This is a genomic window from Paenibacillus sp. J22P169 (genome assembly GCF_059691995.1).
This window is the reverse complement of the sequence record NZ_JCAUAO010000001.1, coordinates 1114254-1126882: the sequence shown is the minus strand read 5'-3', so window position 1 is coordinate 1126882 and position 12629 is coordinate 1114254. Positions and strand designations below refer to the sequence as shown.

Below are 12629 nucleotides of genomic sequence, written 5' to 3'. Positions count from 1 at the left end.
ATATGAAAGTTGCTGTTATCGGCTGCGGTGGAATGGGACAATGGCATGCACTGAGTTATGCGAAGATGCCTGGCGTCGAATTGGTCGGCGTCTGTGATAACGTTATAACGTATGCGAATGAAGTTGCTGAAAAAACAGGATCTGTAGCCTATGAATCTTTTGAAGAGATGGTTGCTGCTGTGGATTTTGACGTGGTCAGTGTGGCAGTACCTTCCTATTTACATAAAGAGATCGTATGTAAAGCTGCTATGGCAGGAAAGCATGTGATTTGTGAGAAACCCGTTGCCCTTGATGTTGCTGATGCGAAAGAGATGATCCGCTGCTGTGAAGAATACGAAGTTAGACTTTTCGTAGGACATGTCGTGCGGTTTTTCCCCGAATACAGTCAAATGAAGAAGCAGATCGACGCAGGTGAGATTGGTAAAGTCGGAGTAGCGAATGCAAGACGTGTCGGCAGTCATCCAGGGGATGCAAGACCGTGGTTTAAAGAAGCGGACAAAAGCGGTGGTGTAATCGTTGATTTAATGATTCATGACATCGATTTCATGCGCTGGACGTTAGGTGAGGTCAAGTCGGTATATGGCATGAATAAATGTGATTCAAATATGGATTATGCGCTCGTTACGCTGGTATTTGAAAGTGGTGCCGTAGCGAATTTGGAGGCGTTCTGGGGTTATCCAGGCTCGTTCCGCTATGCGGCTGAATTTGCTGGCTCGGAAGGACTAGTCCGTACCGATAGTATGAATGCACAATCTTTGCAAATCCGTAAAGTGGCTTCTGAGGAGAATAGGGGTAAGGTTGTGGAAATTCCACAAAGCCCAGGTTTTAATGATCCGTACTTCATCGAATTGGAGCATTTCCTTAACAGTATCCGATACGGGACGGAACCTCTCGTAACAGCCTACGACGCAGTGAAAGCTTTGGAAATTGCCAATGCGGCTCTGGCATCCATACGCACAGGCAAAGCTGTGCTGTTATAATCACCGAAATTCATTTGGGAGGGAAATATCATGAAAACGTTAAGAGTAGGGATGATAAGTTTCGCGCATGGGCATGCGTTTAGCTATTTCAATTATTTGGCTCAATCACCTGAGGTTACAATCGTCGGCATCGCCGAGGAGGATCGAAGTCGTGTTGCAAGCATTGTGGAGCATCACAATATTCCGTATTTTGCGAATTACCATGACCTATTAGCTCAAGATCTAGATGCTGTCGTCATTTGTTCGGAGAATGTGCATCACGCGAGACTGACCATAGATGCAGCGAAAGCGAAAAAGCATGTACTTTGTGAGAAACCGCTTGGTACTACCGTAGAAGAGATGGAAGCGATGATTGCCGCATGCAAGGAAAATGGTGTGCAACTCATGACGGCATTTCCATGCCGATACTTAGCGGCAGTTGTGAGAGCGAAGGAAGCCATTGATAGAGGCGAGATTGGTGATATTGTCGCGATTAAAGGGACGAATCACGGGGGCAATCCTGGTGGTTGGTTTGTCAATAAAGAGCTGTCAGGTGGCGGAGCTGTCCTTGATCATACGGTCCATGTCATGGACTTAATGAATTGGTTTTTACAATCCAAGGTCAAAGAAGTTTATGCCTATGCGGCAACGCTTTTCAGAGAAGAGCTTGAAGTGGATGATGCTGGAATGGTGCACATCAAGTTCGAGAATGGCGTATTCGCGGTATTAGATACAAGTTGGTCGCGTCCGAAATCGTTCCCTACCTGGGGGGATGTGACCATGGAGATTGTCGGTACCAAAGGTGTTATCTCCGTTGATGGATTCGCCCAAAAGAACGATTTGTTCCGAAACTCACTAGGTAAAGGCGTTTACTCTTTCTGGGGCGATGATATGGACGCTTATATGATGCGAGATTTCGTTAAAGCATTACTTCATAACGAGCAGGTGCCAGTCACGGGGGAAGACGGGTTAAGAGCAGCAGAAGTAGCGCTTCTTGCTTATGAGTCAGCTAAAATAGGACAGCCGGTATCCGTATAACAAATTGAAAAGAAGACAGCAAAAGCCGTACATGGGCAAAACTTATGTAAGGCTTTTGCTATTGTGCTATCGCCTCCACATCATGACGCAAATTGAAGAGAATTACTCATATTGCAATTTACTTTGTGAGATGCGACTCCTAGAATAATTGTAGAGGTGAGCGGATGGCGCACCTTTTCGATCCGGGAGGTAAAGCAATGCCAGACTCGATGAGAATACATGTTGATGCGTTCAAGGATCCTCCTGCACAATTCCGTTCGATTCCATTTTGGTCTCTCAATGACCGATTGGAACCCGCAGAAATAAAAAAACAATTGCAGCAGTTTGCTGAAGGTGGATTTGGTGGTGCATACCTCCATAGCCGAACTGGGTTAATGACGGAATATTTAGGAGAAGAATGGTGGGCTGCGATCCAAGCCGCTTGTGAAGAGTGTGAGGAGTTGGGGATTGAGGCGTGGTTTTATGACGAAGAGAAATGGCCCTCCGGCTACGCTGGAGGGATTGTGCCTAACCTAAGTTCGGATTATCATGCAAGATCACTAATCAGGCTGGACAAGAGCTCAGTCCTTCCACCTAACTGTGAATGGTTGCAAGAGGATGATAACTATATCTATGTTAGCTGCAAAGATGCGCTGGGCAATGCGTGGTACAACGGCACCTGTTGGGTGGATTTGATGAATCCGGATATGGTAAAGTCATTTATCGATTGCTCTTATGCGCCCTATGCCCAGAAATATAACACTTATCTTGGTCACACGGCCAAAGGGATCTTCACAGATGAACCCCAAATCAGTCCACGAGCCGTAAGCTTTCCCCATCTGGGAATAATCAGTTACTCGCCTTGGTTGAGAGAATTTTTTCAACATCAGCATGGCTACGATATGTTGGACCACGTGCAAGCCCTTTTTGACAACACGGGTGCGTTTAGAAAGATTAGATTGGATTATTACCGGAGTCTTTCTGCTCTGTTAGAAAGCAGCTTTAGCCGCCAGATTGGCGAATATTGCGCTGAGGCTGGATTGACGTGGACGGGACACTTTAATGGGGAGAACTCGTTTGGCTCCATTATCTTGAATGTAGGCAATATGATGATTCAGTATCGTCATATGCAGCAGCCTGGCATTGATCATTTGGGCTTACGAATTGATGGCGGGCTGATTGCAGCCAAAAGCTTAACTAGCGTCGCCAACCAGTATGGCATGGAGCGCAGGCTCTCCGAATTATTTGGCATCAGCGGTCAAAATATGAGCTTTGAAGATCGCAAATGGATCGCTGGCTGGCACGCCGTGCTTGGCATCAATCACTTTTGCCCGCATCTTGCTTTATATAGCATGAAGGGCTGTAGGAAGCGCGATTATCCGCCTACGATTTCACCGCAGCAACCCTATTGGAAAAACAACAAGCTGGTGGAAGATTACATGGCGCGGATCTGCTACCTAACGTCTCAAGGAGAGTTTGCGCCAGATCTGTTGGTGCTACATCCGCTGGAAAGCTGTATCATGGAATTAGCAGGTGCGGATGTTGTTTCCATTAATGCGGTAAGTACGACTAGCATTAATGAAAGAGATACCAAATTCATAACACTCTTGGAGCAGCTAATGGGGATGCATCGGGATTATGATCTGGGAGATGAACAAATTCTGCAAGACATTGGCATGATCGAAGGGGATCAGCTGCAGGTTGGTCATATGCGTTACAAGGTAGTTTTGTTGCCTTACATGAGCACCATACGACTATCAACGCTAACATTACTCGAGTCCTTCTCGCAGAGCGGCGGTAAAGTTCTTGCAATTGGCGGCTATCCGATTTATGTAGATGGGGAGGATGCTGTTGCTGCCCTAGATAAGCTGAGAGACTATGCCATTCCAATTCAAGATGACCAGCTGGAATCAGCACTCGCACAAGCGTCTGCACCAGCCATTCAATTGTTTGGCAATGAGGTCTCATCCATTTGGACACAACATAGAAATCTACAGGGTGGTAGTCTCATATACGTCACTAACCTTTCCAAATCACAGGTATTGGAGTTTGCTTTCACGTTGCGGGAAGAAGCAGAAAGTCCGTTGCTTTGGGATCCTGAAACAGGACTTTGCTACAATTTCAGACCAGACCAAGTTGGAATGTTCCATTTGAAATTGGAGCCCGCGCATTCCTTCATCGTGACGACTGGCGAGGCATCGCGAGCGGCTACGATTTCAGGCGATTATCATTTACCAGGCAAGCACAAGCCTGTCATGACATTGGAAGGGCCATGGAAAGGAGTACGTCAAGATCCGAATCTGCTAACTCTCGATTTTGCCAAGTATTCCATAAATGAGGGCGAGACATACAGCGATTCGGCGGAACCGGTCATTGGGATTCATGAACGTTTGACCGAAAAAGGGTACAATGGCCCGCTCATTCTGGCCTATCAATATGAGGCGGTCGTCAGACCCTTACAAGCCTTTCTTATTGTTGAGCAGCCTGATATGTACGCGAACATCAGCGTGAATGGTCTATCTATTGACGATCCAGGATGCGAATCCTATCGAGATGCTTCTTTTCATAAAATAGACATCACAGACAGCCTAAAAATAGGCACCAATCACATCACGCTTACGCTCAATTACATAGCTCCTATTTTGGATAGTAGTCATGCGGTTTCAAGATATGGAACGGAAATCGAGAGCATCTATATCGCGGGTGACTTTGGTATTGAGACGAAAAGTACCGAGGGAGCAGGACAAGAAACTTCTTATCATTGGTTATCTACTTTTGTGATGACGGCTGAACAAGAGACGGTTGAAGGTGACTTAACTGTCGCAGGATATCCGTTTTACGCAGGGGAATATATACTCTCAAAGAGTTTCTCATTGCCCGAGAAGATGAACAATAAGCGATATTTTCTATCTTTCCCTGGGGCTGAAGTGATAACGCTTACAGGGGAATTAAACGGCCAAATGCTGGGAACCATCGCCAGCAGTTCTTGGAGGTTTGATGTGACAGAAGCTATACGCGTAGGTGAAAATCAATTGCAGCTCACTTTAGCTAACTCGCTCCGTAATATGCTTGGCCCTCATCATCATATTGGTGGTGAACTTACGAAGGTAAGTCCCGAAAGCTTCACAGGTCAGAGCAGCTGGACGTACCCAGGGACTGGCGAAGTCGATTGGTACGATCGCAGGCTGAACGGCCAAGCGAATTTGTGGCGGGATGATTACGCGATTGTCCCCTATGGATTAACTAAACAACCAGTTATTTGGATAGAAGATTACTCATTTTATCAACTATAGTAGAAAGCGGTGAAGGACATGAAAGTTGCAGCACAATTATATACCCTTCGTGATTATCTCAAGACACCAACAGATATTGCTACTACGCTCAAAAAGGTGAAGGAAATCGGGTACAACGCCGTCCAGGTTTCGGGAATGGGACCGATCGGTAACAAGGAATTGAAGGAAATGACCGATCGCGAAGGTCTTCAAATATGCGCTACTCATATCAGCTACGCAGACTTAGTCAATCGCATAGATAGCGTTATTGAAAAACATCACATTTGGGACTGTAAGTATGTAGGAATTGGGGGATTGCCGGACGAATATAAAGGTAGCGGGGAAGGTTACGCTTCGTTCGCCAGAGAAGCCTCTGAGATTGGCAAGAAGCTGCAAGACGCAGGATTGACGTTTATTTATCATAATCATGATTTTGAATTTGCTAAATTTGAAGGTCAAACTGGCATGGACATCTTAAGAGAGAATTCAGACAGTCAAGCCTTCCACTTTGAACTTGATGTATATTGGGCACAAGCAGGCGGAGCGGACCCGATTGAGTGGATTCGGAAATTTGATGGACGGATGAAAGTTGTACATTTAAAGGATATGTTAGTGACGCATGCCCGTGAGCAGCGTGTTGCTGAAATTGGTGAGGGGAATATGAATTTTGGCGGGATATTAGCTGCGTGCCGAGAAATCGGCGTGGAGTGGGGAGCAGTTGAGCAGGATTTCTGCTTTGATCGGAATCCATTTGATAGTATGGCAATCAGTTTAGCGAGATTGAAGAAACTCGGAATTGACGTGTAACTCGTCCACACAACGCGATATCAACCTAACAGATTCACGAGGAGGTTAAGGCCATTTTGATGAAGCGAAAATGGTTTGGAACCAAAACGTATTTTGCAAGAATGGTATTATGGATTAGCGCGGCTGTGCTGCTGCTAGTCCTTGTTCTTTCTATGGTTGAATATATAAGTACGCAGAAGCTGCTGCTTCGGAATGAGTCTTCGTCCAACCAGAAAATATTGTATCAGATCGAATACAATATGAACGTGATGGATGAATCTATTCAAAACCTTAGCAAATTTCTATTCGTAAATGGTGATGTGGCTTCGATTATGTATGCAAAAACCGAAAATATGGCTGACGTCGCCACCCGATTGAATACGATTGTAACTTCATTGGTGACAGCGAATCCATATATTCATTCGGTCAGTATCTATAATCGAAATCTAGATCAATTTTATAATGTAGGGAGCTCCATTTTTTTCAAAGATCCTTTTGTAGATGGCTTTTATAATGCGAATCAGATGCTGCCTGTTCTGAAACCCGTCATTCGTAATATCCAAAATCTAGTGAACGGGAAAACAGTGCCCGAGCGGGTATTCTCGTATTTTATTTATAGTTCATCGATCAATAACACGAAACCAGATGGAGTCGTTGTCGTAAATGTCAAACCAGAGTGGCTCATTAACAATATCGTAAAGATTAATAGTATTGATCCCAAAAAGGGCGATCGGGTGTATGTGCTGGATGACGCTGGCGAGTTCCTTGAAGGCAATACGGATCAAGTCGATTACAAAATGTGGTTGAAAAATGAATATAAGAATTACGCCGCATCGCATGCGGATGCCCAAAAAAATGGATTTTTCCAGAGCAAGTATGAAGGGTCAAAGCTTTATGTCACGTATGTGATCGAGAAAGAAACAGGCTTAACTCTGATCAAGACGCAGCCTGTTAATCAGGTGTTTCAATCGATCGAGCGACTGAAAACAACCATCGTACTTATTACACTTATCTTTATTGTTCTGGCTTTGGTCCTTTCATACAGCATTTCTCGTAGAATCTACAAGCCATTCGATAAATTAGTTCATACGATTATTTCGGACCGAGTGGGTCATTCGCATTTGGAAGAGGTCGATACGATCGATGAAATTAATTATCTAGGAACCGTTTATAAACAATCGATGGTGAAGCTTGAGCATTTTAATCAAGAGAAATTTCGGTATCAAAATGTGATGAAGAACTATTGGCTGAACCGGATTGTGAGTGATGGTTTGACCCTAAGCAGTGAAGAGCTTAAGCCCATTTTTGCAGAAATGCGTATTTCGCTCCCGCTTGAAGGCCCGTATGCTTTGATCATTATGAAAATTGACAAATACAAGGATTTTAAACAAAACATAAAGACCAAAGATCAAGAAACCATCCGATATGCCATCAGTAACATCGCCTCTGAAATTGTAGGAAAGGAATATCCGAACGAGGGGTTAGATATGATGGATGACCAAGTCGTGTTAATTGTTCGTATTCCGAAAGATGAGCTATCGTACACAGACAGCATTCATTCTCTGATGCAGGAAGTTCAGGATAATGTCTTTCGCTATTTTAAAGTCACACTATCTTGTATGGTGAGCGACACGGTTTATGCATTGAACGAATTAGCTAACTTGTATAATCAAGCTCTGAATCAAGCGATGTACCGCTTTATTTTTGGTCATTCAAGCATTATCACGTCCGATATCATCAAACGAAATAGTGAGAATAAGCAAATGAGCTATGATCGTAACTTGGAAGAGACCTTTCTGCAAGCTTTGAAAGCAGGGAATGCTTCGCTAACAGGTGAACATTTGCAACAAATATTCAATGAGATTGGGGCTTTGAGTTATAATAATGCTTTAGTATCGGTCATTCGATTCGTGGACGCCGTTAAGGATGCGCTTTCGGAAACGAAGTTTGCAGCAGCGACGAATTTGTCATTGGCGATCTCCGCTATCAGTCGTAACCTCCTCGAGAAGGAAACCATTGTAGAGATCAGAGATCTGCTACAGGCTGCTTTGAAGGATGCCATGGCGAACGACCATACTGACAAGCATAATGAACACAATTATTACATTGTCGATGCGGTAAAAGAATATATCCATCTGAATTATCGCGATCTTTCGCTCAACCTGCCATCCATTGCTGCGACCATGAAAATCTCTGCGAGGCAGCTAAGCAAAATCTTCAGAGAATCGATGGATATCTCCATTCCTGACTATATTAATAAATTGCGGATGGAGAAAGCTGCTGAGCTGCTGGTTGATCAGCAAATTAGCGTTCGTGAAATTGTGGAGCAGGTCGGTTTTGTGAATGAAAGTTATTTCTTCAGCTTATTTAAGAAGAGGTTCCATGTTACTCCACGGGAATACGCGCTGCAGAAGAAGACAGTTAAGCTGTATCAAGGGGATTGACGCTTCGATAGGCAAAATATGCATTCGAAAAAGGCAGGGCTAGCGCCCTGTCTTTTTTGTGCATAGATTGACGAGTGCTGCGCCTCGTTTAACTGGAAAATCTACAGCTAATTCCACTCATTTTGGCTTGGAAATTAAATTAAATGGATTTTCTCCAGCTAATTTTAGGTAATTCCACCAAATGGACAATAATCATAAAAAATAACTGTACTTTTTACATTTAAAGCTCAAATTCAAAGTAAAATCCAATATTTAACTGGAGATTTTCCAGTTATTATTGAAGCTCGGGTTCCGCAGAACTAACAGGCAGGGAGCAATTGTGAGGTAGTCAGGCAACAGGAAGCGCATCGGGGGCATACCAAGACGATACACCTCAGAAGATAAGGCATACCAAGAGGCTTCCGTTCAAACGGAGGCTTTTTCTGTTAAAAAGCAAGACTATTACTTCATTCACAGTCTGCAAATTCAGTTGTTTGTGCATGATTTTGAAGAGTTTTTCCTATGTTGCAATATACAATCTCCCCATTTTTAACTACGATTTGATTGTGAATCACGACATGCAACCAAGTAGGAGGTGAGAACGAATGGAAAGAGCAATAAAGATTTTCAAGAAAAATAGCGGGTTATCCTTACTGGCTTTGCCTGGGCTCATACTTATTATTATTTTGGATTATGTGCCATTGTATGGATTGCTGTTGCCGTTTAAGCAGTATCAATTCGATCTTGGGATTTGGAATAGCCCTTGGGTGGGATTTAAAAACTTTGATTTCTTGTTTAATGGTAACGTTCTATTTCGTGTGTTAAGAAATACGATTCTGTACAATTTGGTATTTATAGTGTTAGGAACAATTTTCGCTGTTGGCTTTGCGCTGTTGCTGTTTGAACTAAACCGTAAATTTGTCAAAGTGTATCAGACGATTATGTTTATTCCCTACTTTATTTCCTGGGTTGTAGCGGGGTTTGCATTTAAAGCGTTGCTCGATATGGATTATGGCGTTTTCAATCAAGTTCTAACGGCCTTGGGTAAGGATCCGATTATGTGGTACAACGAACCCAAGTACTGGCCAGTCCTCATTGTTGCTGCTGCTGTATGGAAGGGATTAGGTTACGGATCAGTCATTTACTACGCAGCGCTGATGGGAATTGATGCTGAATATTTTGAAGCAGCCAAGATCGATGGTGCAAGCCGGTTGCGTCAGGTGATCTCCATTTCAATACCGATGCTCAAACCGATGATCATTATGTTAACGATTCTACATATCGGAAGTATGTTCTACAGTGATTTCGGGTTGTTCTACAATGTTACGTTAAACTCGACGTTACTCTATCCGACTACGGACGTTATCGATACATTCGTATACAGATCATTGATTGATATGGGGGATATCGGCATGTCATCGGCTGCGGGTTTCTTCCAATCCATTGTCGGCTTCGTATTGGTTCTAATGACGAACTTCATCGTTCGCCGAGTCAATGCGGAAAATGCGCTATTCTAAGGAGTATGAACTATGAGCAAACCTATGGCATTACGAAATACGAATACAGTCACACAAATATGGATTCATGCCATTTTTATCGCGGTCTGTGTGGCTTGTCTTTATCCCTTTCTCGTTATTGTGGCGACTTCGTTTCAGTCGGAGAGCGGTATTATTCAGAACGGCTACACCATCATTCCCAAAGAGATTAATCTGGACGCCTATCGGGTGATTCTGGTCGAGCCCAAGCAATTGTTGAATTCTTATGCCGTTACCATTGTAACCACCTTGATTGGAACAATTGTCGGTCTGTGGGTGACGACTTCCTATGCGTTTGCCATCTCACGGCATGACTATGCGTACCGAGGGATTCTGGCTTTTCTCATTTTCTTCACGATGCTCTTCAAGGGAGGACTTGTTCCTTCTTACATCCTAATTTCCAAATGGTTAGGCTTACAGAACAATATTCTCGCTCTGATTGTGCCTTATTTAATCAGTGGATGGTTTGTTCTGCTCATGAAAGGTTTCTTGCAAGCGCTACCGACTGCGCTCTTCGAGTCTGCCAAAATGGATGGAGCAGGTGAGACGCGAATTTTCATTCAACTCGTGTTGCCATTATCGTTACCTGCACTTGCAACCGTAGGACTGTTCTTCGTTTTACAATATTGGAACGACTGGTGGCTGACCCTGTTGTATGTCGACAGCAAGGATATGTTGAAGCTTCAATATTTGCTTATCCGTGTTTTGAAGAATATGGAATTCTTAAACAGTGCAGAAGCCATCCAATATGGACTCGTGAAGCCTGGTATGGAAATCCCGTCGCTCAGCGCTCGAATGGCGATGTGTGTGCTTGCTGCAGGACCAATGCTTGTGGTATTTCCCTTTTTCCAAAGATTCTTCGTCCGCGGTTTGACCGTTGGTTCGGTGAAAGGGTAGTATCCCAGCTACTGTGCTCTTGCGCAGTAACTGTTTAATATAGCATGATAAGAGTAGATGGAAGATGATACGGGAGGGACTTAAAAATGAGTCAGCTAAAATCCAAAAAATTCAAAGTGTTAGGAACTACCTTACCCCTTGTTTTGACGATACCTGTAGTGTTAAGCGCTTGCAGCAGCACCACTTCCACTCCTAGTCCTAACAGTACAACGGCGCCTGCAACATCCGCTCAAGCAACACCAAAAGCAGCGGAACCTGCCAAGGAATTTGTTAACCTTACTTGGTACATGCGGAGTCCAATCAATAGCGAAACAGACCAAGAGGCGGTTGAAGCGGTAGCAAATAAAATGTTGAAAGAAAGCATTAACGCCAGCTTGCATTTTAATTTCATTGACAATGCGAGCTGGGAACAAAAAATGAGTTTAATGAACTCAACTGGCACTAAATATGATATCGCTTTCTCAACCTCGGGATCGAATAAATTTATGAACAATGTGAAGATGGGTTCAATACTGCCACTGGATGATCTTTTGAATAAATACGGACCCGACATTAAGAAGAAGGTTGATCCACGTGCATGGTCAGCAGTAACGTTTGACGGGAAAATTTATGCCATCCCAGGCCAAACACCTTATTCAGATGCACATAGTTGGGTATTCAAAAAGGATATTGCAGAGAAATACAAATTTGATACGACTAAAATTACAAATTTGAAAAGTATTGAGCCTTACTTAGAGATTATTAAAAAGAATGAGCCGAGCATGACGCCATTGCTGGTCACAGGAAATGTGGCAGCAATCGGAACGAATTTGTATCACTACTCCAATCTAGGAGGTAACGTCTTCTATGACGAGCGATCAGGTAAACTGGTCAATTCACTCGAAGCGGAAGACAACGTAGACGTTTATAGAACGATGAACGATTTTTATAAAAAAGGTTATGTGGCGAAGGATGCAGCAATCAAAACAGATTTCATTGCTGAGGCTAAATCAGGTAAATATGCCGTTCTAGAGGATTCAGGCGGTTATACAGCAGATGGCTCCAAATCGACAGCGCTGTTCGGTTACCCGACACTTGAAACGAAGTACGGTCAAACTTTAATTACAACAAGCGCTATTACGAGTGCAATGGCGGTTATTAGTAAAACGTCCGAGCATCCAGATCGTGCCATTATGCTTCTTAATGAAATTTGGAAGAATCCGACCTTGTCCAACACATTGGCATATGGGGTCGAAGGTAAAAACTACACCGTGAAGTCTGGTGCAGGAACACCTCAAGTGTCCGTTACGGCCAAATCCGGCGCTGAGCAAACTTGGGCAATCTGGCACAACTGGCTTGGACCACTTTGGGACCAATGGGATTCCAACTGGAACTCCACAGCCGCTCTGAAGGTTATGCAAGATAACAACCAAAATGCGGTTGCTTCCAAAATTGTTGGATTCACGTTTAATCCAGATCCGGTTAAAGCTGAAATGGCACAAGTGAGCGCTGTAGCTAAAGAGGTAAATCCGGTACTCATCACTGGTTCAATGAATGATTTCGATACCTTCCTTGCACAAGCGAAGAAAAAATATGTCGACGCTGGATTCGACAAAATTATGCAGGAAATGCAAAAACAGTTAGATGAATGGAAAACCATCAACAAAAAGTAGGTGAAGAAGAGTTTGACAACGGCCGGTGTGGGTTTCAATATGAAGCGCGCATCGGCCGAATCTATAAACACATACAGAGGAGGAAATA

8 protein-coding genes are annotated in these 12629 nt (G+C 43.7%); all 8 read left to right on the top strand.

Going from position 1 to position 12629, the window contains the following annotated elements:
- Nucleotides 1-2 precede the first annotated feature (2 nt).
- The 8 genes from AC58QG_RS05325 (at nucleotide 3) to AC58QG_RS05290 (ending at nucleotide 12541) form a co-directional block, all read left to right on the top strand.
- Nucleotides 3-980, top strand: coding sequence for a Gfo/Idh/MocA family protein (locus tag AC58QG_RS05325; protein ID WP_497361059.1), 978 nt, complete (start codon nucleotides 3-5; stop codon nucleotides 978-980).
- 30 nt (nucleotides 981-1010) lie between these two features.
- Complete coding sequence (locus AC58QG_RS05320) at nucleotides 1011-1997, top strand: Gfo/Idh/MocA family protein (RefSeq protein WP_497361058.1); 987 nt, start codon at nucleotides 1011-1013, stop codon at nucleotides 1995-1997.
- Between the two features lie 197 nt (nucleotides 1998-2194).
- The gene (locus AC58QG_RS05315) at nucleotides 2195-5269 is read left to right on the top strand and encodes a glycosyl hydrolase family 2 protein (protein WP_497361057.1); all 3075 of its coding nucleotides are present in this window, start codon (nucleotides 2195-2197) and stop codon (nucleotides 5267-5269) included.
- 18 nt (nucleotides 5270-5287) lie between these two features.
- Entirely contained in the window at nucleotides 5288-6055 is a 768-nt protein-coding gene (locus AC58QG_RS05310; RefSeq protein WP_497361056.1) for a sugar phosphate isomerase/epimerase family protein, read from the top strand.
- 59 nt (nucleotides 6056-6114) lie between these two features.
- Complete coding sequence (locus AC58QG_RS05305; RefSeq protein ID WP_497362784.1) at nucleotides 6115-8478, top strand: helix-turn-helix domain-containing protein; 2364 nt, start codon at nucleotides 6115-6117, stop codon at nucleotides 8476-8478.
- 584 nt (nucleotides 8479-9062) lie between these two features.
- Nucleotides 9063-9974 carry an ABC transporter permease gene (locus tag AC58QG_RS05300; protein WP_497361055.1) on the top strand — a complete coding sequence of 304 codons (912 nt, stop codon included), beginning with the start codon at nucleotides 9063-9065 and terminating at the stop codon, nucleotides 9972-9974.
- 12 nt (nucleotides 9975-9986) lie between these two features.
- Nucleotides 9987-10889: a carbohydrate ABC transporter permease gene (locus AC58QG_RS05295; protein WP_497361054.1), complete on the top strand. Its 903-nt coding sequence runs from the start codon at nucleotides 9987-9989 to the stop codon at nucleotides 10887-10889.
- An 86-nt stretch (nucleotides 10890-10975) separates the two neighbouring features.
- Nucleotides 10976-12541: a DUF3502 domain-containing protein gene (locus AC58QG_RS05290; RefSeq protein ID WP_497361053.1), complete on the top strand. Its 1566-nt coding sequence runs from the start codon at nucleotides 10976-10978 to the stop codon at nucleotides 12539-12541.
- Nucleotides 12542-12629 lie beyond the last annotated feature (88 nt).

What these genes read in the sequence shown, in the direction of transcription:
- AC58QG_RS05325 (WP_497361059.1), top strand. Translation starts at nt 3, where the DNA reads ATGAAAGTTGCTGTTATCGGCTGCGGTGGAATGGGACAATGGCATGCA.
- AC58QG_RS05320 (WP_497361058.1), top strand. Translation starts at nt 1,011, where the DNA reads ATGAAAACGTTAAGAGTAGGGATGATAAGTTTCGCGCATGGGCATGCG.
- AC58QG_RS05315 (WP_497361057.1), top strand. Translation starts at nt 2,195, where the DNA reads ATGCCAGACTCGATGAGAATACATGTTGATGCGTTCAAGGATCCTCCT.
- AC58QG_RS05310 (WP_497361056.1), top strand. Translation starts at nt 5,288, where the DNA reads ATGAAAGTTGCAGCACAATTATATACCCTTCGTGATTATCTCAAGACA.
- AC58QG_RS05305 (WP_497362784.1), top strand. Translation starts at nt 6,115, where the DNA reads ATGAAGCGAAAATGGTTTGGAACCAAAACGTATTTTGCAAGAATGGTA.
- AC58QG_RS05300 (WP_497361055.1), top strand. Translation starts at nt 9,063, where the DNA reads ATGGAAAGAGCAATAAAGATTTTCAAGAAAAATAGCGGGTTATCCTTA.
- AC58QG_RS05295 (WP_497361054.1), top strand. Translation starts at nt 9,987, where the DNA reads ATGAGCAAACCTATGGCATTACGAAATACGAATACAGTCACACAAATA.
- AC58QG_RS05290 (WP_497361053.1), top strand. Translation starts at nt 10,976, where the DNA reads ATGAGTCAGCTAAAATCCAAAAAATTCAAAGTGTTAGGAACTACCTTA.